Origin of the sequence: Trueperella bonasi (assembly GCF_030811535.1) — a bacterium.
GTDB classification, from domain to species: Bacteria; Actinomycetota; Actinomycetes; order Actinomycetales; family Actinomycetaceae; genus Trueperella; species Trueperella bonasi.
The window spans coordinates 970,888-992,518 of the sequence record NZ_JAUSQX010000001.1 but is presented as its reverse complement, the minus strand read 5'-3'; the positions used below and the strand labels follow the sequence as shown (position 1 = coordinate 992,518).

21 protein-coding genes and 2 tRNA genes are annotated in these 21,631 nt (G+C 53.0%); 14 read left to right on the top strand and 9 right to left on the bottom strand.

The genetic code is table 11. The features are described 5' to 3' along the window. The 3 genes from trxB to J2S70_RS04705 are packed head-to-tail and all read left to right on the top strand — an operon-like array spanning position 1 to position 3,250. The gene (trxB, locus tag J2S70_RS04715) at positions 1-954 is read left to right on the top strand and encodes a thioredoxin-disulfide reductase (protein WP_307682583.1); all 954 of its coding nucleotides are present in this window, start codon (positions 1-3) and stop codon (positions 952-954) included. Then, complete coding sequence (locus J2S70_RS04710; protein WP_307682582.1) at positions 941-2,275, top strand: aminotransferase-like domain-containing protein; 1,335 nt, start codon at positions 941-943, stop codon at positions 2,273-2,275. Before trxB ends, J2S70_RS04710 begins: the two co-directional genes overlap by 14 nt. Positions 2,276-2,281: 6 nt before the next feature. Next, entirely contained in the window at positions 2,282-3,250 is a 969-nt protein-coding gene (locus tag J2S70_RS04705) for a D-alanine--D-alanine ligase family protein (protein ID WP_307682581.1), read from the top strand. Here the strand turns inward: J2S70_RS04705 and J2S70_RS04700 are convergent. From J2S70_RS04700 to rpmH, 8 genes are all read right to left on the bottom strand, one after another. Next, entirely contained in the window at positions 3,247-4,335 is a 1,089-nt protein-coding gene (locus J2S70_RS04700) for a ParB/RepB/Spo0J family partition protein (protein ID WP_307682580.1), read from the bottom strand. The two genes, J2S70_RS04705 and J2S70_RS04700, sit on opposite strands and share 4 nt — an antisense overlap. A gap of 32 nt (positions 4,336-4,367) precedes the next feature. Beyond that, positions 4,368-5,297: a ParA family protein gene (locus J2S70_RS04695; RefSeq protein WP_307682579.1), complete on the bottom strand. Its 930-nt coding sequence runs from the start codon at positions 5,295-5,297 to the stop codon at positions 4,368-4,370. 312 nt (positions 5,298-5,609) lie between these two features. Continuing rightward, positions 5,610-6,254, bottom strand: coding sequence for a 16S rRNA (guanine(527)-N(7))-methyltransferase RsmG (rsmG, locus tag J2S70_RS04690; protein ID WP_307682578.1), 645 nt, complete (start codon positions 6,252-6,254; stop codon positions 5,610-5,612). A 12-nt stretch (positions 6,255-6,266) separates the two neighbouring features. Then, entirely contained in the window at positions 6,267-6,809 is a 543-nt protein-coding gene (locus J2S70_RS04685; protein WP_307682577.1) for a Jag family protein, read from the bottom strand. Positions 6,810-6,840: 31 nt separating this feature from the next. Further along, positions 6,841-7,986, bottom strand: coding sequence for a membrane protein insertase YidC (yidC, locus tag J2S70_RS04680; protein ID WP_307682576.1), 1,146 nt, complete (start codon positions 7,984-7,986; stop codon positions 6,841-6,843). Positions 7,987-7,995: 9 nt separating this feature from the next. After that, positions 7,996-8,328, bottom strand: coding sequence for a membrane protein insertion efficiency factor YidD (gene yidD, locus J2S70_RS04675; RefSeq protein ID WP_307682575.1), 333 nt, complete (start codon positions 8,326-8,328; stop codon positions 7,996-7,998). After that, positions 8,321-8,659, bottom strand: a complete 339-nt coding sequence (gene rnpA, locus J2S70_RS04670; RefSeq protein ID WP_307682574.1) for a ribonuclease P protein component — start codon at positions 8,657-8,659, stop codon at positions 8,321-8,323. Before rnpA ends, yidD begins: the two co-directional genes overlap by 8 nt. After that, positions 8,660-8,800 (bottom strand): 50S ribosomal protein L34, encoded by a 141-nt coding sequence (rpmH, locus tag J2S70_RS04665; protein WP_307682573.1) that lies wholly within the window; start codon positions 8,798-8,800, stop codon positions 8,660-8,662. Between the two features lie 347 nt (positions 8,801-9,147). On the opposite strand from rpmH, the gene dnaA reads away from it, so the two are divergent. From dnaA to J2S70_RS04620, 10 genes are all read left to right on the top strand, one after another. Further along, positions 9,148-10,743 (top strand): chromosomal replication initiator protein DnaA, encoded by a 1,596-nt coding sequence (dnaA, locus tag J2S70_RS04660; protein WP_407702630.1) that lies wholly within the window; start codon positions 9,148-9,150, stop codon positions 10,741-10,743. A gap of 345 nt (positions 10,744-11,088) precedes the next feature. After that, on the top strand, positions 11,089-12,255 hold the full coding sequence (dnaN, locus tag J2S70_RS04655; protein ID WP_307682572.1) for a DNA polymerase III subunit beta: 1,167 nt from the start codon (positions 11,089-11,091) through the stop codon (positions 12,253-12,255). A gap of 15 nt (positions 12,256-12,270) precedes the next feature. Then, positions 12,271-13,494 (top strand): DNA replication/repair protein RecF, encoded by a 1,224-nt coding sequence (recF, locus tag J2S70_RS04650; protein WP_307682571.1) that lies wholly within the window; start codon positions 12,271-12,273, stop codon positions 13,492-13,494. Further along, complete coding sequence (locus tag J2S70_RS04645; RefSeq protein ID WP_307682570.1) at positions 13,494-14,102, top strand: DUF721 domain-containing protein; 609 nt, start codon at positions 13,494-13,496, stop codon at positions 14,100-14,102. The genes recF and J2S70_RS04645 overlap by 1 nt, the downstream gene beginning before the upstream one ends. Before the next feature lie 218 nt (positions 14,103-14,320). Beyond that, positions 14,321-16,348, top strand: a complete 2,028-nt coding sequence (gene gyrB, locus J2S70_RS04640) for a DNA topoisomerase (ATP-hydrolyzing) subunit B (RefSeq protein WP_307683372.1) — start codon at positions 14,321-14,323, stop codon at positions 16,346-16,348. 8 nt (positions 16,349-16,356) lie between these two features. Beyond that, a complete protein-coding gene (gyrA, locus tag J2S70_RS04635) occupies positions 16,357-18,969 on the top strand; it encodes a DNA gyrase subunit A (protein ID WP_307682569.1) in 2,613 nt (870 codons plus the stop codon). A gap of 35 nt (positions 18,970-19,004) precedes the next feature. Beyond that, complete coding sequence (locus J2S70_RS04630) at positions 19,005-19,466, top strand: DUF3566 domain-containing protein (protein ID WP_307682568.1); 462 nt, start codon at positions 19,005-19,007, stop codon at positions 19,464-19,466. Between the two features lie 154 nt (positions 19,467-19,620). Beyond that, positions 19,621-19,694 (top strand) — tRNA-Ile (locus J2S70_RS04625). After that, positions 19,659-19,841 (top strand): DLW-39 family protein, encoded by a 183-nt coding sequence (locus J2S70_RS08860; RefSeq protein WP_407702629.1) that lies wholly within the window; start codon positions 19,659-19,661, stop codon positions 19,839-19,841. The genes J2S70_RS04625 and J2S70_RS08860 overlap by 36 nt, the downstream gene beginning before the upstream one ends. Further along, a tRNA-Ala gene (locus tag J2S70_RS04620) sits at positions 19,842-19,914 on the top strand. A 249-nt stretch (positions 19,915-20,163) separates the two neighbouring features. On the opposite strand, the gene J2S70_RS04615 is transcribed toward J2S70_RS04620, so the two are convergent. Beyond that, positions 20,164-20,892 carry a hypothetical protein gene (locus J2S70_RS04615; RefSeq protein ID WP_307682567.1) on the bottom strand — a complete coding sequence of 243 codons (729 nt, stop codon included), beginning with the start codon at positions 20,890-20,892 and terminating at the stop codon, positions 20,164-20,166. A gap of 211 nt (positions 20,893-21,103) precedes the next feature. Here J2S70_RS04615 and J2S70_RS04610 point away from each other — a divergent pair, with 211 nt between their 5' ends. Next, a complete protein-coding gene (locus J2S70_RS04610) occupies positions 21,104-21,622 on the top strand; it encodes a peptidylprolyl isomerase (protein WP_307682566.1) in 519 nt (172 codons plus the stop codon). Positions 21,623-21,631: the final 9 nt, after the last annotated feature.

The window sequence follows — 21,631 nt, the reverse complement described above, 5'->3', positions numbered from 1 at the left end:
GTGACTAAGATTCACGACGTCGTTATCGTTGGCTCTGGACCAGCCGGCTGGACCGCTGCCATCTACACGGCCCGCGCGGGCCTGAATCCCATTCTGCTTGCGGGAACTCTCAACGCGGGTGGTGCCTTGATGACCACCACGGAAGTGGAAAATTTTCCCGGCTGGCCCGAGGGCATCATGGGCCCGGAGCTCATGCAAAAATTTGAAGAACAGGCGGTCCGATTCGGTGCTGACATGCGCTACGAGGACGCCGTCGAACTCACACTTGACGGTGAAATCAAAGAGATTCGCACCGACGAACAGACCTACCGCACCAAATCCGTGATCCTCGCGGTGGGTTCCGATTACAAGAAACTCGGGCTTGAAGGTGAAGAACTGTTTACCGGCAAGGGTGTTTCCTACTGCGCCACCTGTGACGGTTTCTTTTTCAAAAATCGCGAAATCGCAGTAATTGGGGGCGGCGATTCGGCCGTGACCGAGGCGCAGTTCCTATCGCGATTCGGTACCACGGTTCACGTGATTCACCGCCGCGACGAGCTTCGTGCCTCCCAGATCATGGCTGACCGTCTGTTGGCCAACGACAAGGTCACCATGCACTGGAATAGCGTGGTGGAAAAAATTAACGGTACCGACAGGCTTGAATCTCTCACCCTACGCAACACAGAAACGGGAGAAACTAGTGATCTTCCTGTTTCCGGCATGTTCGTAGCGATCGGTCATGAGCCACGCACCAAATTTTTGCAAGGCGCCCTCAAACTAGACGAAGGTGGATACATCGTCGTCGACGAACCTTCGACCAGGACTTCCCTGCCGGGCGTGTTCGCTTGCGGCGACGTCGTCGACTCCCACTACCAGCAGGCGATCACCGCAGCCGGTACCGGTGCCAAAGCCGCGCTCGACGCCGAAGAGTACCTGGACTCCCTTTCGATAGAAAGCGAAGATGTCGATGAATGATTCGCGCATTGCGCGCAAACTCGATGCCTCCACAGGGGCGGGCACGCGGCTCGACCCATGGTTTGATCGGTATGCTGATCGCGCTTTGGGAATGAAGCAATCCGAAACCCGCTCACTGTTCGCGGTGGCAAACCGCCCCGAGGTGGTCTCGCTGGCTGGTGGCATGCCAAATATTGAGGGTCTCCCACTCGATTTTCTTGCCGACATGACGGCGAAACTCATACGTGAACGCGGGCCGCAAGTTCTGCAATATGGCGGAGGTCAGGGTGAAGAAGAACTGCGGGAAATGATCGTCGACGTGATGCGGCCAGAAGGAATTCGCGCTCACCCTGACGACATCACGATTACTACTGGCTCGCAGCAGGCGCTTGATATCATTACACAGATTTTCATTAATCCCGGTGATGTGATTGTGGCTGAAGCGCCCTCGTACGTGGGCGCCCTCGGGGTGTTCCGTGCCTACCAAGCCAACGTTGTGCACGTGCCGCTTGATAAGGATGGGTTGATTCCGGAAGCACTAGAAGAGACTCTGGCCAAACTTGCGCGAGAAGGCCGTGAAGTAAAGTTTCTTTATACAGTGCCAAACTTCCACAACCCGGCGGGAGTTTCGATGTCTGCCGAACGCCGGCCGCAAATCGTGGAAATTTGCGAGCGATACCACGTGCTCATACTTGAGGATAATCCGTATGGCATGCTCGGCTTTGACGACCAAACGATGACGCCGCTCCAGCGGCTCAATCCCGATGGCGTGATTTACCTTGGATCATTTTCAAAAACTTTCGCTCCTGGCTATCGGGTGGGTTGGGCACTCGCTAATCATGCGGTGACTCAAAGGCTGATTCTTGCCAATGAAAACGCTGTTCTTTCACCAACGAAGATGGGGCAACTTTCGATTGCTGAATATTTGCGTAGCTACGATTGGATGGCACAGATCAAACAATATCGGTCCATGTATCGCGAGCGGCGCGATGCGATGAGTGCCGCATTGGATAGACACCTGCCTAGGGCCTCGTGGAATGTGCCGGAGGGCGGATTTTACACGTGGGTGAAAGTGCCCGATGGTATCGACGCGAAGGCTATGCTTCCGCGTGCGACGACTAATTTGGTTGCTTACGTATCGGGCACAGCATTTTATGCGGATGGCCAAGGTTCCGATCACATGCGTCTATCTTTTTGCTATCCCACCCCCGAACGGATTGAGGAAGGGGTGCGCCGACTGGCCACGGTGATCGAAAACGAGCTAGAGACGATCGAAATGTTTGGTCATCCCACCCGATATCCAAATACCGGAGTTGAAACTCCTAAGTCGAATTTAAGGTAGGTACCCATGAGTCATATGACGGTTGCTATTCTGGCTGGCGGGCTTACACACGAAAGAGAAATCTCTCTTAATTCTGGGCGGCGGGTAGCGGAATCGCTTCGTTCTTCGGGTATCCAAGTAAAGGTTCTCGACGTTGATGCCCATCTCATCCATCGGCTTGAGGCGATTGAGCCCGACGTCGTGTGGCCACTCGTTCACGGCTCGATTGGTGAAGATGGCTCGCTTCAGGATCTTTTGGTGCTCGCAGGTTATCCTTTTGTTGGAACTGAGTCCTATGGTTGCCGGCTAGCATCCGATAAGTCGGTGGCCTCGTCAGTATTGTCAAAAGTTGGATTACGAGTTCCATCTTCGACCGCTTTGCCACAAAGCCTTTTCCGCGAGGTTGGCGTGGAAAATATTTTAAATCTGGTAGAAAAGCGCTTTTCTTTCCCTCTGGTTGTGAAGCCCACGAATGCGGGTTCTTCGATGGGCCTATCAATCGTTGATCATCGCGCCGACCTACCGGGTGCTATGGTGGACTGTTTCGCATACGGGGATGTTGCCCTGATTCAGCAATATGTTGCTGGCCGTGAATTTGGTGTGAGCGTGGCTGACCTTGGTGAAGGTCCGGTGGCTTTACCTGCAGTCGAGATTCGCGCTTCTGGGCCCTATGATTTCGACGCTCGTTATAATCCCGGTCGGGTTGAATACGTTATTGACGATACTAGTGATGAGGCTGCGCAGGTTGGGCGGATGGCCGAGTCCGTCCATGAAACCTTGGGTCTGCGGCACTATTCGCGGACGGACATCATTGTTGATGACACGGGCGAGGCATGGTTCCTCGACGTGAACGTGGCGCCGGGCATGACTGAGACATCAATTTTTCCGCAAGCTGCTGCTGCCTTAGCGGCGCAGCAGGGCCGCACTTTGGATGATATCTATTTGGATATTTTAAAGACGGCGGCCGTTTCGGCTGACGAGGGTTCCACGAGTTAGTTCTGGGCGATCTCTACGTTTTGTTCGTCGAGGTTGTCCAAAATACGGTTGAGATCCTCTATTGAAGCAAATTCGATGGCGATCCGGCCCTTTGTGACACCCAAATTTACCTTGACGCGGGTGTTAAACCGGTCGGATAAGCGAGTTGCGAGTTCATTAAGCTCTTCTTGATATCTGGTTTGTCTGCTTCTTCGCGTTCTGGATGGTGTACCTTCCTCACCCACGGCCACGATTTCTTCGACTTGGCGAACCGAGAGGCCTTCAGCAACAACTCGTTGGGCCAACCGTTCCATCGCCGCTGGATCTTGGAGCCCAAGTAACGCTCGCGCATGTCCCGCTGAAATGACTCCCGCCGCTACGCGCCGTTGGACGAGCGGTGGAAGTTTCATGAGGCGCAATGTGTTGGAAATTTGCGGACGTGAACGGGCGATTCGCTTAGAAAGCTCTTCTTGGGTGCACTGAAAATCTTCCAATAGTTGCTGGTAGGCTGCGGCTTCCTCCAATGCATTCAAATTAGATCGGTGAAGATTTTCTAACAGAGCATCACGAAGGAGATCTGAATCCTCCGTTCGGCGAACTATGGCTGGGATCGTCTTTTTTCCTGCCCGCTGCGAAGCTCGCCAGCGACGTTCACCCATAATGAGCTCGTAACGCGCATTCGGCGATTCTTCGGGAGCTTCTTGAATTGGTCGGATAACAATAGGTTGAAGGACGCCTACCTCATTGATCGAATCAGCTAGTTCCTGGAGTTCGTCTTCATCGAAGATTTCACGAGGCTGGCGAGTGTTCGCAATGATTTCTTCGAGGTTAATCTCACCGAACGTCGCTCCTGGAATCGGAACCAGCTCATGAGCTTGCGCATTGTCTTTATCATGATTTCCAGCCTGATCTGATCTATGGCCAGCTTCGGCAAGGCTCTTCTCGCCCCTGAGGGTCGAATGATCTTCGGTTTTGTCCGTCTCAGGCTTATTCACACGTGTCGGGTTGCTGAAGAAAACATCGATCGCTCTACTTTTTGTTTCTTTCTGCTCTTCTGGAAACAGCGCACCAAGGCCGCGACCAAGTCCTTTTCGTTTTTCTGACATATTTCTTCCTTTTCAAATCTAGAGTTAACCAGCTACGCGCGATGAGCAATTTCGTGTGCTGCAGCTAGGTAGGCTACGGCTCCACTTGATCTTGGATCGTAAGTCAAAACAGTTTGCTCATGGCTCGGAGCTTCAGAAATCTTTACGTTTCGAGGAATCACCGTCTCCAATGTTTGATCCGGAAAATACGACCTCACTTCACGTGCAACTTCATTAGCAAGATTGGTTCGCTTGTCATACATCGTTAAAATGATGGTCGAGATGGTCAGTGTGGAATTGGTTGACTCTCTGACGGCTTGGATAGTGTTGACAAGTTGTGTCAATCCTTCCAATGCGTAGTATTCCGTCTGTATAGGAATGAGGACTTCCTTCGCAGCTACCAGCGAATTGAGAGTAAGAAGGCTGAGACTGGGCGGACAGTCAATAATGATGTAATCAAAGTCTTTTGGAATCTGATCGATCGCGTGCTTTAAACGATATTCACGCTCGTCTTCTAGCATCAAAGACATTTCTGCGGTTGAAAGATCGATCGTAGATGGAACAACCCAAAGATTATCGATTTGTGGATTTTTCTTCGTCACATCATTAATGGATAGTTCTTGTGTAATGACGCTGAACAGTGATGGAGTTCCACTAGTGTGTTCTATTCCCAGGGCTGTGGAGGCATTACCTTGAGGATCGGAATCTATGACAAGTACTTTTAATCCGCCGAGTGCCAGACTGGCAGCAATATTCACTGCAGTAGTTGTTTTACCTACGCCACCCTTTTGATTGGCAACTGCAATAATTCGTGTTTCTACGGGTGCTGGGAGAGTGCTTCCGCTGATTTTTTTCAGCACTTCACGATCTTTAATTAGTTGCGCACCTACCGGACTAACATCATCTCCGAACTGTTCTTCAAAAGATTTCACAGTGGGCGTGCTTTTCCTTCGACGCTCTGCTTCCCGCATAGGATCAGCCACTATTTCTCCTTAACTATTGGACACTTCATCCTACCGCTGATTTCCCGTGACGATACTCTGAAACGTGTGAGGAAAAATTGTTTCACGTGAAACATTGGAATTTAGCATACACCAATTATTAACCCAAAGATCTGGAGCAGATATTTCACGTGAAACATTACGATAGTGAAATGGCGGAGTTTTCGATGCGTAGTAGATCTCCCGCATGTTTCACGTGAAACGCTTTCATGTGAACCGGTGGCGCAATAAAGTGACTGGGCCGAATGTTTCACGTGAAACATTCGGCCCAGGAGGTGGAACAGCCATCACGGATTATCCGACTTTCACGGCCTCGAGAACCCGAGTACCTTCCTTTGTTCCCCATACGTCGACATCGTAAACGCGTGCCGACTGCGCTTGAAATTTGAAAAGCTCCTGATCCGCTTCTTCAATTTCCTGTTCGGCCCGCGCCCCTTTTAAAGCGAGTAACTTACCGCCGGGCTTAAGCAACGGGAGAGTCCACGGAACGAGTTTCTTTAGTGCAGCAACGGCCCGAGCCGTCACTACGTCCACCGAATAATTCTTCGGCATATCCTCGGCGCGAGAGCGGATGACGTTCACATTCTTTAAATTGAGTTCGTCTTTAACATCCGACAACCAGATAGCGCGCCGCTCCATAGTTTCAATGAGGTCAAAATTTAAGTCTGGTCGCATAGTGGCCAAGACTACACCTGGGAATCCAGCTCCAGATCCGACGTCGGCGACTCTCCCAGAAGAGGGGAGAAAAGAAGCCACCGCCGTCGAATTTAAAATATGACGGGTCCAAAGGCGATCTAATTCCCTAGGGCCCAAAAGTCCGCGTAGCTCACCTTCATCCACGAGCATCTGCGCAAAGCGCGTTAATCTCGACCACGCGTGCTCGCCAAAATGCTCTGCTCCTGCGCGGGGAACTTCCTCTACATGAACGGACTCAGCCATGGATTCGCCAGACTATTCGTTCTCGAGTTCCTCGTCCTCATCAACGTCCTCATCTTCAAATTCGGACTCGAAATCATCTTCGAGGTAAATAACTACATGTCGGTTATGTCCGGTACCGGAGGAATCGGAGAAGAATCCGGCTTCAGCCACGACGTCGTGAACAACTTTTCTCTCGAAAGGATTCATGGGCTTCATCGAGTACGGTTCACCCGTTTCTTCGACCCGTTCGATAGCGCGCTGAGCAATCTCGGAAATGTGAGCCCTGTGGTTGTCACGGTATCCAAGAATATCCAGCATCAAACGGGAGCGTTCACCCGTATCCTGTTGGACAACAAGCCGAGTCAGTTCTTGCAAAGAATCAAGAGCTTCACCCCTGCGACCAATGAGGCGCTTGAGTCGCCTATCCCCACCATCATCAGCAACGATAGCGACGGATGCCCGATCTGCTTCAACACCGATTTCGATGTCTCCATCGAGATCGGCGATGTCAAGTAGTTCTTCCAAGTAGTCAGCTGCAATATCGCCTTCGCGATCAAGCTTATTCAAGTCAGTCATAAGGAATCCTTTAAGTGGTCTAAATTATTTTCTACCGGCGCTTTTTCTTCTTACGCTTCTTTTTAGATTGTTGTCGTTCTGCCATACGCCGTTGGTAACGCTTTTGTGCACGTTCCGCATCAGTCAGGCCGTCTGATCCGCGAACCTCGCCGGCATCAGACTCGCCGTCTTCTTTCGGAACTATGGCATTTTCAGGTATCTGGCCAGTTTGGCGCGCCTTTTTGGAGCGCTTCTTGCCTAGTGGTTGGGCTCGCTGACCGGTTTGTTCCTGCGTAGCTTCACGACTTTCAGAGTCATCTTCCTCTGGCAATCCCTTACGCTTACGCTTTTGTGCCAAGCGCTCTTGACGGGCTCGATATGCCTCGGAACCAGGTGCTGGATTCGTAGTGATCAGCCAAGTTTGCTGGCCAATATTCCAGATATTTCCAGTAAGCCAGTACACCAGCACGCCGATTTGGAAGACTCCGCCCGAGAATACGTAGATCAAAGGCATGCCATAGAGCATGTACTTTTGCATCTTGAAAGCCGGATTATCCGGATCGCGCGCAGAGTCTGGCAAGTTCTTCGTCATAATCTGCTTTTGCGAGAAGAACAGAGTCACAATCATGAGTGCAATGAGAACGACGGCGACTACCAACACGGCAGTCGGATCACTGAACTCGTTGCGCGTTGAGATTGAGGAAGAAATCGGTGCGCCAAAGACTGTCGACCGTGCGATTTCCGTAGCAACATCCTGATCGATAGGCCCGATCGAATCACGCCCGTAGGTGCCGTTCGAGAGCGGGAGAACCGCGTACAGGAGGCGGAACAGAGCGAAGAATATCGGCATCTGAATCAGCATCGGCATACACGCGGCAAACGGAGAAGTTCCATGATCGCGATAAAGCGCCATGAGTTCTTCTTGCTGACGCTGCTGCGACACCTGGTCGGTGCGTCCCTTGTACTTCTTCTGAATCTTTTGAATCTCCGGCTGGAGCTCTTGGCCTGCACGAGAAGCGCGGGTCTGCCGATTAAACAAAGGGATAATAAGAATGCGAATGAAGATGGTTAGACCGACGATGGACAGGACCCACGCCGGCCCTGAACCGTCCTGCATTCCCAGCATGGTGAGAAGTGCATGCACTCCGTACATGATGTACGAAATGACCCACATAATGGGGTAGAGGATGGTATCCAACCTGAGCTCCTATGCGTCGTGATCATCGCCATGGTCACAGGTGACCTGATGATCTAAATCCTTGTCGCGTAATGCGATGAGTTCCTTATATCCCAGCGGCTTCTTCGGCCATTTGCCCTTTTCCGGCACCCAGTCCACGCCACCCTTTGACCAAGGATTGCAACGAAGAACCCGCCACACACCTAAGAGTGTACCTTTAATTGTGCCGTGAACCTGAATTGATTCTAGGGCGTAGGCCGAGCATGTGGGCTGGTATCGGCAACGGCGCGGAAAATTCACAGAAATATTGCGCTGATACCAACGAATCGCACCGCTGAGTGCTTTGCCGGTGAAGTTAGTCATGGATGATTCCTAGCCGAACGAGTGCGCTGTGTAGAGCGTGGCGCAGTTCGCCCGACGACGCCGTCGCACTTACCGGTAAGGCGCGAATCACAATCTTCTCTGCCGGAACATCGAGGTATTCGCGCATGATGTGCCGCAGCCGCCTGCGCACCCGATTCCGGGTGACGGCATTGCCTACTTTCTTGCTAACAGTGAAGCCGACCAGAAGGTCGGCTTCGGGATTGCCAGCCACAACGTGGATGACGAAATACCTGCATGCTGAGCGCAACCCCTTACGAGTGGCGGACCGAAAGTCCGCCGAATCCCGCATTCGGTTGACTGCAGGCAGCATTTACGCAGAAAGCTTGGCGCGTCCCTTACGTCGGCGTGACGCGAGAATTGCGCGGCCGGCGCGGGTGGACATGCGCTTGCGGAAGCCATGCACCTTGGCACGGCGGCGGTTATTCGGCTGGAACGTGCGCTTCGTAGTCATTGTGGGACAACCTCTAAATCGTAATGTTGGATCGCTTTGGAAAAGCAGTGTGCATGGCACACATGACTCACTGACTTTACTGAAGTTTGCGCCGAAAGGTCAACGAAAGGAGGGCTGGCGGTGACAGATATAACAAGCAGGCCATCTAACCACAGATGAGGAAAAGTTTGACCAATTCCACTTATCGGTGATCTCCACATCTGTGGGAAGTTCTGTGGATCATGGTTTGTGGCGGATCGCCAAGGATCGACGATTTGAATTACAACGTTGTAATATCCACACATGTGAACAACTTTGTGGATAACTCGTCTGACTTTCCACATCTTATGCTCTAGGATGGCTCGATATTGGCAAAACGAATCGAGGGAAAAATGGAAAGCTCACCCGCACGCGACGCGTGGACGGCCACGACCGAGTTACTTCGCGCTCAGGGCGAGCTTTCCGATTCTCAAACCGCATTCGTTCGCCTTGCTCACCCACTCGCCACGGCCGATGACATTTTCATGATCGGCGTTGGGTCAGAATTCGTTAAAGATTGGTTAAACGAGAATGTGGCGTCGATTATGGAAGATCGTCTGTCTGACATTCTTGGGCGTACTGTTCGCCTAGTTATATCCGTTGACCCATCGCTTTCCGAACAGGCGACCCCTCAAACACCAGCCGCCGTTCAATCTTGGCAGCAACCCGAACCAGCCTGGCAGGATCATTCCGTGTTCGACAATCCGGATCCTGCTTTCGTGGAAGAACCTGAAGATTCGAAACATGCGGAGCGGATGTTACACGCCGTCGATATTCCCGAACAGGATTTTTCTGAATCACCGGCGGATTCCAATGAACGCTTGAGCCCATTCCTACCTCGGATCCAAACGAACAAAGACCAGTCGGACGCCCACTTAAATCCGCGCTACACATTTGAAAACTTCGTTATTGGAGATTCTAATCGATTCGCCCATGCCACAGCCCTTGCGGTTGCCGAAGCACCCGGATCCACCTACAACCCGCTCTTTCTATATTCGGATTCGGGTATGGGAAAGACGCATCTCTTACATGCGATCGGGAATTACTACATCAACCTTTTCCCCGGCCATCGCGTTCTATACGTAAGTTCTGAAGAATTTACAAACATGTTTATTAACGCCATGCGTACCCAGCAAGGCCACAACTTTAAAAACCTTTTCCGCTCGGTCGATATTTTGCTCATTGACGACATTCAGTTCCTATCCAACAAGGAAGGAACTTTGGAAGAATTTTTCAATACGTTTAATGCGTTGGCCAATGCGAACAAGCAAATCGTGATTACCTCCGACGTCGCGCCCAGACTCCTCGATGGATTTGAAGACAGAATGATCTCTCGATTCGCATCTGGAATTGTGGCTAATATCGACCTTCCCAATCTCGAGACCCGAATCGCAATTTTGGAAAAGAAGGCAGCTTCAGAAAAGCTAGAAGTACCGCGGGAGGTTCTGGAATTCATCGCTTCGCGGATCACGACCAACGTCCGCGAAATGGAAGGTTCGCTCCGCCGCGTCACTGCTTATGCAGGACTTTTTAATCTACCGGTCACGATCGAAGTCGCTGAAACGGCACTCAAAGATATTATGTCGGATCCCAGCTCGGTGACGGTGACGGCCGCATTGATTATGAACCAGACGGCTTCCTACTTCGGTTTGACGTCCGACGATCTCAAATCACCCACGCGCACTCGTACCCTCACTCAGCCTCGTCACATTGCCATGTATCTATGCCGTGAAATGACGGATCTTTCCTTACCAAAAATAGCGGAATCCTTTAATCGTCGGGATCATACGACTGTTCTCAACGCGTTGAACAAAATCGAAAAACTCATGGCTGAAAAGCAGACGGTTTTCAATCAAGTCTCCGAGTTGACGTCTCGTATCAAGCAAGCAGCTAAAGAACAGGCTCAACTGGCAGAAAATCACTGAGGAACGAAATCAAAGTTATCCACAATTACTGTGGACTGATAGTTGAGCTCTTAAAAATCTTCAGTGGAAAAACGAATATTTACTGCGGATAATTAGCAATCCAAAGTGTTCCATCCACAAAATCCTAATTTTCCTCGCAACCTTATAACCACACTTTCCACAGGCTGAAGCTGGCGCAATACCGCTAAATAATCTGGTTATCCACGAACTCCACAGACGCTATAACTACTACTAATTAATAAAACTCCATGACTAACTTCGGCCACCAACTCATTTTCAAGTTACGTCGAATGTGGATCGCTAAACAAAACTGCTCGTCCTCACGTAAAGTAGAGCCAGAATTAGATGAAAGTAGGTTTGACGGTGAAACTTAACGTCGATCATGAGGTCTTCACTGATGCGGTCACGTGGGCATCCCGTACTATCCCCAACCGCCCTGCCATTCCAGTGCTTGCAGGTATGCACATTGTTGCAGCTGAAGACGGCACTATTTCACTTGGATCACGCGATTCTGATATCTCTTCTCACATCACCATTACTGGTGATGTTGATGAGCCAGGTGACGTGCTGGTCAACGGAAAATTGCTCGCAGATATTTCACGCTCACTTCCTTCGGGCCAGATACATCTTGAAGTTGAAGGCGGAAAGCTCGAGATTGATTGCGCCAACGCGCACTTCTCGTTGAAAACGATGTCGACCGCGGACTATTCAGAACTGCCAGAAATGCCGCCCGTTATTGGGAAAGTGAATGCGGCGGAATGGGAAAAAGCTGTTTCCCAAGTGACGATTGCGGCCTCGAATGACGACACGTTGCCCATGCTCGTCTCGGTCTGTATCGAAATTGAAGGCGATCAAATTTCCCTCATGGCAACCGATCGGTATCGCCTTGCGATCAGGGATCTTCAGTGGAGTCCCTCATCTTCGGATATGTCCACGCGAATACTTGTACGCGCCTCGCGCCTGCTCGACGTCGCCAAGGCACTTGGTTCCGCACGCGAAATCGAAATCTCCCTCCAAGATGAAGGAATGGGAGCCATGATCGGCTTCTTGGCCGACGGTAATTTTGACACGAAACGGCGCAATACGATTCAACTTATCGACGGCGAATATCCGCAAGTGCGATCGCTATTCCCAACCGAAGTCAACGGACACGTCGTCATGGACCGTCAAGAAATCCTCGACGCGATCAAACGCTCGCGCCTCGTTGTCGAAAAAAATGCGGCGGTACGTCTATCTTTTGCTGAAGGGGAGATCGTCCTAGAAGCCGGTCACGGAGATAACGCCCAAGTCTCGGAAGTTCTGCCCGCACAGCTTGACGGCGAAGAACTCAAAATGGCCTTCAACCCCGCCTTCTTGCAGGAAGGTTTTTCGGTGATCGACATGGAGTTCATTCGCCTATCCTTCACCCACCCAACCAAACCCGCGGTGGTCACCGCTCAAGATGAGGAAGGAAACGTCAATGACGATTTCCGCCTCCTCCTCATGCCGATCCGCACATTCGGTGCTAACTAGGCGTAGTTAAGATCCTTGTACATATCAGATCTGGCACTACACGATTTCCGTTCGTATCGAGAGGTTGTGCTTGAGCTAGAACCCGGCGTCGTCATTTTCGTGGGCGAAAACGGGCAGGGAAAAACTAACCTCGTTGAAGCGATCGGATATTTGGCAACGTTTACCTCCCACCGGGTGGCTGCTGATACGGCGCTGGTTCGGCAAGGGGCAAGCGCAGCCGTGGTGCGGGCAAAGGTCTGCCGCGGGGATTCCGAAACTATAGTTGAGATCGAAATTCTCACCGGAAAAGCAAACCGGGCACGAATAAATCGGGGAAATGTTCGCCCTGCAGAACTTCTGGGAATTGTTCGCGCAGTGGTCTTTGCGCCCGAAGATCTCGAACTGATCAAGGGAGATCCGGGAGCTAGACGGCGTTTCCTCGATAATCTGATGATTCAATTCCGCCCCCGGCTAGCTGCCGTGAAAAGCGAATACGATAAGGCCCTGCGCCAGCGCGGCGCGCTACTGAAAACAATGCAGAAAGCCAGGCGGCGCGGCGGATTCTACGACGAGGCGGCACTTGAAATCTGGGACGCTCAGATTGCTAAATTCGGCGCGCAAATCATCGCCGAGCGCGCCAAGATCATCGCTGGATTACGGCCCCTTGTCGAGAAATATTACGCCGATGTTTCGGGAGGCCGTGGAATCGCGCGCATTGACTACGGCGCAAATCTTGATGAGCGCAGAGGCTGGGTGTTACCCAGCCCGCAAGAGCTCGTTGGCCAAGATGGTGAGGCCCACCGAGCCGGCGTCGCCGAACACGAAACTGAACTGCAAGACGCCGAAGCAACCGAACGTGCGATGCTCGCAACTTTGCGTCAATGGCACGATGAGGAAATCGAACGCGGGGTCAACCTTGTTGGTCCGCACCGCGACGAGCTCGAACTGAGCCTTGGAACGTTGCCGGCAAAGGGCTTCGCCTCCCACGGGGAATCGTGGTCATACGCTTTGGCGTTGCGCCTAGCATCGTGGAAGTTACTGTGCGGCCAGGAAGGGGATTGGGCTCCAAGTGAAGAACCAATCCTCATTCTCGACGACGTCTTTGCCGAGCTCGATTCACGGCGCAGGGCTCGGTTGGCTGACATTGTGAAAGAGGCGGAGCAAGTTTTTGTCACGGCCGCTGTGGGCGAGGATCTACCAGAACTTGGCGGAACGCGGTTCGTTGTACACGATGGGGTCGTTACTGGCGGTGGTGGTTAATGACTGCCGCGTCAACTGGCAGATCGGCAAATGTCAAAATTGCACGTGCCAAGCAACTTGCAGCAGATAAATATGGTGACCGGCTGCCTCTGGAAGCTCTGGATCGGGCGCGCCGCATGGCCGAACGGCACGGCTGGGTGCGCCGCAGAATCGAAACCCACATTCCTCTGCGCGAGGAAGAACAAATGGGTGAGGACGTCTTTGTGCCAAGCCCCGGTCAAGAGGTCGGATCGGGCGCGCGCCCTTCCAAGCGCGATCCGAAGCCCTTGAGCTTCATTTATCCCAATATCGTTGACCGAATGGGGTGGAAAGAGCGCCTCGATGTGGGGGCGGTATCCGTTCGCTGGCCGGCTATCGTGGGCCCGGCTATTGCGCAAAATTGCGTGGTGGAAGATTTTTCCGACGACGGCATCTTGACTCTGCGGGCAAAGTCGACGTCGTGGCAGACTCAAGTTCGGGCACTCTTGGCTTTTCTGGATAAAAAGCTTGCCGAAGAACTTGGGGAAGGCGTGGTTAAGGACATCGTTGTCAACGGCCCGCACGTTCCCTCGTGGAAGCACGGACCGTATTCGGTACCCGGACGTGGACCGCGCGATACCTATGGTTAGACGCTAAATTTCTCCACACTTGATGAAGTGCCGAAAGTATCGACAGGCGGCTAGCAAAACTCGAAAAAGGGCCGTGCAAGCGGTACAATTACGTGTCGGACCGAATCAGTAGGTACCCACCAAATCAGGGTTCAAAGCCTAAGAAAGGCATTTAGGCCTGTTTAAGAGACGCACACCACATGTGCGAGCGTTAGGAGATGCCAAGCGTGGCAGAAAATATGAGCGAGGAATCGTCGAAAGTAGGCGAAGTTTCGTCTGAGCAATCATACGACGCGTCTAATATCACCGTCCTCGAAGGGCTCGAAGCTGTTCGCAAGCGTCCTGGCATGTATATCGGTTCTACCGGGGAACGCGGTTTGCATCACCTGGTTTACGAGGTCGTTGATAATTCTGTAGATGAAGCCCTCGCGGGATTTGCGAGCCATATTGAAGTGACGCTACTGGAAAACGGCGGTGTGCGAGTAGTTGACGACGGCCGTGGAATTCCCGTTGATATCCATCCGGGTGAAGGAGTTCCTGCAGTCCAGGTGGTCATGACGGTGCTACACGCCGGAGGTAAATTCGGTTCCGGATCCTACGCTGTTTCTGGCGGATTGCACGGCGTTGGCGTTTCCGTGGTCAACGCGCTGTCGACCCGGATGGATACCGAGGTTAAGCGCGATGGGTACGTTTGGCGTATTTCCTATGAGGATGGCGTTCCGGTAGCACCGCTCGAAAAGGGTGAAAAGACCTCGGAAACCGGTACTACGCAGACCTTTTGGCCCAACGCCGATATCTTCGAAACTGTGGTGTTCGATTTCGAAACGTTGCGCCACCGGCTCCAGCAGATGGCTTTCCTCAACAAGGGCTTGCGCATCACGCTCATTGACGAGCGTGAGCAGGCTGTCGCCGAAGGTGAAGAAGTGGTCGGCCCCGATGTGATCGAGGATCAGCCTAAACTCGAAGTTTCGTATCGTTACGACGGCGGTCTGCGCGACTACGTCGAACACTTGGTCAACACGAAGAAAGTTGAGCCCGTACACGGCGAACCGATCTATTTCGAGGCTGAGGACGAACATAACAAGATCTCCCTCGAAGTGGCCATGCAGTGGACGAGTGCCTATTCGGAAACGCTGCACACTTTTGCCAACACCATTAACACCACCGAAGGTGGTACTCACGAAGAGGGTTTCAGAACTGCTCTGACCTCGGTGATTAACAAGTACGCACGCGAAAAGAATTTGCTGAAAGACAAGGATCCAAACCTTTCAGGCGACGACGTACGCGAGGGTCTCGCCGTCGTTCTTTCCGTCAAGCTTGGCGAACCGCAGTTCGAGGGCCAGACTAAGACGAAGCTTGGCAACACCGAAGCTCGGACCTACGTTCAGCAACAAACGTATGCGCATCTCAGCGACTGGTTCGACATGAACCCGTCAGATGCGCGCGAGATTATCCGGAAAGCAACTCAGGCTTTCCAGGCGCGTATGGCGGCCCGCAAGGCGCGCGAGGCCACGCGGCGCAAGTCCGTGCTCGAATCTGCTGCCATGCCCGGAAAACTCAAGGACTGCACGTCGCGAAATCCTGAAGAGTGCGAAATTTACATTGTGGAAGGTGATTCGGCGGGCGGATCTGCCGTCAATGGCCGAGATCCCTACAACCAGGCGATCATGCCGATTCGTGGAAAGATCCTCAACGTGGAAAAGGCGCGCCTCGATCGCGCCCTGAGCTCGGATACGATTCAAAACCTGATCACCGCCTTCGGTACGGGTGTGGGAGAAGAATTCGATATCGAGAAACTGCGCTATCACAAGATTGTGTTCATGGCCGATGCGGACGTGGATGGCCAACACATTGCCACCCTCCTGCTCACCCTGGTTTATCGCTACATGAAGCCGCTGATCGAAGGCGGTTATATCTATTTGGCGATGCCACCGCTGTACCGAATCAAGTGGACGAACGCGCCACACGAATACGTCTTTTCCGACGAGGAACGCGACGAGGCTTTAGAAACGGGATTGGCAGCTGGTAAGAAGCTCCCCAAGGCTGAGGGTCAAGCAATCCAGCGCTACAAGGGTCTAGGTGAAATGAATGACTCAGAACTGTGGGATACCACGATGAACCCGGAAACTCGCACACTCAAACGAGTGAACATTGGCGAGGCAGCGGCCACCGATGAAGCATTTTCTGTACTCATGGGCGAGGACGTTCAATCGCGGCGCTCCTTTATCCAGCGCAATGCCCGTGACGTGCGATTCCTCGATATTTAAGGATAACCGTGAGCGAAGATACGACTACCGAAAAGCCCGATTTTGACTCCGTGAAGGATGTTGACCTCCAAAAGGAGATGGAGACGTCCTATCTTGACTATGCGATGTCCGTGATCGTCGGGCGAGCCTTGCCCGATGTTCGCGATGGCATGAAACCCGTGCACCGGCGCGTAATCTATGCAATGTGGGATGGCGGCTACCGGCATGATTCAGCGTTTTCGAAATCCGTGAAGATTGTTGGCGACGTGATGGGCCACTACCATCCGCATGGTGATGCCGCGATTTACGACACGATGGTGCGCCTGGTCCAGCCGTGGTCGATGCGATACCCACTGGTTGCGGGCCAAGGAAATTTTGGTACTGCCGGTGATTTGGGCGCTGCCGCAGCTCGGTATACCGAAGCTCGAATGGCGCCGCTCGCCGTCGAACTTGTTCGCGATATTAACGAAGATACGGTTGATTTCGAGCCGAACTTTGACGGATCGGTAGAGGAACCGAAGGTTCTCACAGCGCGGATCCCGAATCTGTTGATAAACGGTTCGGAAGGTATCGCGGTTGGAATGGCGACGTCGATTCCGCCGCACAACCTGCGCGAAGTTGCCGCCGGTGCACAGTGGTTCTTAGAAAATCCGGATGCGAGCCGCGATGAACTTCTTGAGGCTCTCCTCGAACGAATTTCTGGGCCGGACTTCCCGACCGGCGCTACCATCCTCGGCCGAAAAGGCATCGAACAGGCATACCGTACGGGCAGGGGATCGATCACTCAGCGAGCGATCGTAGAGATTGAGGAAATCCACGGGCGCCAGTGCCTCGTCGTCACCGATCTGCCCTATCAGGTCAACCCCGATCGACTACTCGACCGCATGGTTGAAGGCGTCAAAGACGGCCGCCTGAGCGGAATTGCCGATATTCGCGATGAATCTTCTGGGCGAGCCGGCCAGCGTATCGTCGTCGTTCTGAAACGCGACGCCGTGCCAAAGGTGGTACTGAACAACCTTTACAAGCACACTCAACTACAGCAGAATTTCTCGGCCAATATGCTGGCGCTGGTGGACGGCGTTCCGCGCACACTTTCCCTGGACGGGTTCATCTACCACTGGGTGCAACACCAGATAGAAGTTATCTCGCGCCGCACCGCTTATCGATTGCGCAAGGCTGAAGAGCGGCTGATGATTTTGGAGGGTCTGGTTAAGGCTCTCGATATGCTTGACGAAGTGATTGCGTTGATCCGCGGCTCAGCCACCGCCGATGACGCGCGGCAGGGCCTGATCGAACTGCTCGATATCAACGAGGTTCAAGCCGATCACATTCTCGCCATGCAGTTGCGAAGGCTTGCAGCTCTCGAACGCCAAAAGATCAACGATGAGCGCGATGAAAAGCTTGCCGAAGTGCGCGATTACAAGGACATTCTGGCCAAACCCGAACGTCAACGCGCGATCGTTTCAGAAGAACTGAGCGGCGTGGTCGAAAAATACGGCGACGACCGCCGCACCACCATCTTGCCCTTCGACGGCGAGGTATCCGAGGAAGACCTGATCACGGAAGAGGACGTCGTCGTAACCGTGACCCGCTCAGGATTCATCAAACGCACGAAGCTTTCGGAATACCGTGCCCAGCGCCGCGGCGGAAAAGGAATTAAAGGAACAACGTTGCGCTCCGACGACGTGGTTGAACATATGGGTATCGCCTCAACCCACGATTGGCACCTGTTCTTTACGAATTTGGGCCGAGTTTACCGTGTGAAGGGTTATGAGATTCCTGAAGGTTCGCGCGAATCTAAAGGCCAGCATGTTGCGAACGTGTTGGCGATGCAACCGGGTGAAGAAATTGCCTCGGCGATCACTTTGCGGAACTACGATCAGGCCGACTACCTCGTGTTGGCAACCGAAGATGGCCTGGTGAAGAAAACCAGGCTATCTGACTACGATTCCACGCGTACCGGCGGTCTGATCGCCATCAACTTGCGCGAACATGTTGATGGCAGCACCGATCAGGTGGTTTCTGCCCGGCTGATTGACGAGGGCGATGAGCTGATTCTGGTTTCGCGCAAGGGCCAGTCTCTACGATTCGTTGCCGACGACGAGGCGCTGCGGCCAATGGGGCGCGCAACTGCTGGTGTTCGTGGAATGAAATTCCGTGACGGTGACTCGCTGTTAACCATGGAGGTTGTGCGGCCTAGCTCTGAGGTTTTCGTTATTACCGAGGGTGGCTTTGCTAAACGTACAAGCATCGAAGAGTATCGCCCGCAAAACCGGGGCGGCCTTGGCATTCGCGTTGCAAAAATCGTCGAAACGAGGGGCGACCTCGTGGGCGCGCTCATCACGCAGCCCGGCGATGAGGTGCTCGTAATTATGGCCGGTGGCAAGGTTGTACGTTCGGCAGTTGACGAAGTGAACCTGACCGGTCGCAACACTCAGGGCGTGCGTTTCGTCCGGCCAGATAATGGGGATCATGTGATCGCTATGGCGCCGCATTTGGAGGACGATAATTCCGACGTCGTCGACCAGGAAGCCGCCGACGAATCTGCGCAACCGGAGGAAGAGGAGGAAGCAGTGCCTGAAAATGACGAAACTCAGGACGATCCGCCCAAGAGTGATGATCAAACTGAAAAAACGCGGTAGCGTCATACCTATCGAATAACTGACGGAGAAAGCCCATGACCGAGACCAAGCAGGATCACACGAATTCTTCCGCTCCACACGCGGAGCAAAGCGATGGACAAGCTCCCCAAGTGGCGCCTCCCGCCCGAAAGGATGTGGGAATTCGACGTGTGCAAATGACGATCTCGCGAATCGACCCGCTTTCGGCAATGAAACTATCGTTTCTCATTTCCGTGGGCATCGGAATAATGATCGTGATCGCCACGGTTATTCTATGGTCCGTGATGGATGCGATGCACGTGTGGGCGCGTATCGAAGACCTTCTTGTGACGTTGAATTCTGAGCCGCTTCTTGAACTTGGGCAGTTCATGGAATTTGGGCGTGTAGTATCGTTCTCCGTTGTTGTTGGCGTGATTGAGGTTGTGCTTTTTACCCTGCTAGGCACGGTTTCAGCGCTACTTTACAACGTGATTGCGATGCTTATTGGAGGGCTTTCAATCACGGTGACGGACGAGTAGAGCCGGCCGAACAAAGCGGAGAGCCCGCCGAGTGAAGCGCTGTGTAATCGCGCAAATCAAACTGTGAGGTGTAGCGCTTGCTATGCTGGTGGTTTGAATATCGAACAGGAAATGAGTTAATCTAATTCGGCGCCCGATTAGAGGCGCAAACCCGGGGCGTATAGCTCAGCCGGTTAGAGTGCCACACTGATAATGTGGAGGTCGGTGGTTCGAGTCCACCTACGCCCACTCCGGGAATCGAGAAAGGTCAAAATGAGAAAATTTCTTTTCGCAGTTGCGGCCTTGATGGGAGGAGTAGTAATCTTCCTAAGGGTTCAGGAGAATCTGCAACGTCAAGCAGTTTGGCAGCAGGTAACTGATCCGGTCGATTTCTAGGGGGCCGTGGCGCAATTGGTAGCGCACCTGCTTTGCAAGCAGGGGGTTAGGGGTTCGAGTCCCCTCGGCTCCACAAAGAGGGAAACGCCAACGCGTTTCCCTCTTTTACTTTGCTGGCTTTTGCTTTGCTGGTATGACGCTCCCCGATTCCTTCCCGCGAGACTTAGCTGCTTCCCGCGAGAGATTTATTACCACATAAAGTGGCGCCGGACCGATCTAAGTGTCGCGGGAGCCAGAGGCCTCGAAGTCACGTGCGCAGCTGTAGAAAAAGCAGTGGGGGCTGTGCTCCACGAGCACAGCCCCCAAGTTCGCAATGATGCGATTAGTTCTTGGCTTCTTCCTTCTCGGAGTCCTCAGCTTCAACGTCGGATTCGGCAGCTTCTTCTGTTTCCTCAACCTCCGCTGACTGATCCTCTGCATCCTCAGCAGGTTCATCCACGGCGTCTTCTGGAATCGAGACGTCCTCCCAGTAAGCTTCTGCCCAAGGATCGGCCACAGGCTTTGAGCGAGCCCACGCATAGTAAGCAATTGCTGCACCTACAGCGGCAACGGCGAGGAATCCGAAAACCTTGCGGCCACGGCCCTTCTTCTCCGGCTTCTCGAGTTCTTTGCGCGAGGCTTTCACGACGTCCTTCGCACGCGTTTGCAGATCACCGGATCCAGAGCGTGCCTCATCGATAGCGGCATTTGCTGCCCGCCGCGCGCGCGGAATGTAATCTTCACGGAGATTTTCGGTAGCATCTTCAGCTCGCTTCGCGGCATCTTCGAGATAGGGGCGGGCACGATCGTAAGCATCATGAGCCACATCGTTCGCCTTCTCGTAGGCATCTTTCACATACGGGCGAGCGCGATCGTAGGCATCGTGTGCGACGTCGTTCGCCTTGCTCGCAGCTTGTTCAACCTTTGGCTTAGCTGCTGAAATTGCAGTTTCGAGAGCGTCAATAACCACATTGCGAACCTTATCGGCACTTTCAGAGGCCTTGTCAATGGCCGGTTCAACTTGGTCTACGACGTTTTCCTTCGTGCATTTTTTTCTGCGTAGAAAGGACATATCTTACCTCCACATCTGGGACGGTCGAGTACCGCCAGTTACATCTCCCTATCTTTCCATGTAGATGAGCGTTTTGCAGGCTCCGGACCTGGTTTAGTGCCGATTTGCTGCTAAATTTCTTCGAGAGAGTAAATTTCGCCGATAGCGCGTTTAAGGCACGAAAGCGCTACCTGTTTCGGTTGTTGGGCGGCTGTGTGCCAAGATAGGCACTATGGAAGCTACACTGCATACTAATTTTGGTGACATCAAGGTTGAGCTGTATCCGGAGCACGCTCCAGAGACAGTCGCGAACTTCACCGGTCTAGCGACCGGTGAGAAGACATGGACGAACCCGCAGGGCGTTGAGACCAACGAACCGCTGTACAAGGACGTCATTTTCCATCGTGTTATCCCCGGTTTCATGATCCAGGGCGGCGATCCGCTAGGCACTGGAACGGGCGGGCCAGGTTATAGGTTCGACGACGAAATCGCGGCCGAACTTAACTTCACCGAGCCGTACATGCTCGCCATGGCGAACGCCGGTAAGCAAGGTGGCCGTGGTACGAATGGTTCACAGTTCTTTATCACGGTTGCCCCAACCACATGGTTGCAGGGCAAGCACACGATCTTCGGCAAGGTGACGGATGTTGCCTCGCAGGAGGTTGTGGATAAGATCGCGAAGACGGAGACGAATCCGATGGATCGCCCCCTCGAAGACGTCGTGATCAGCTCGATCAGTGTGTTCAACTAAAGGCCGTTA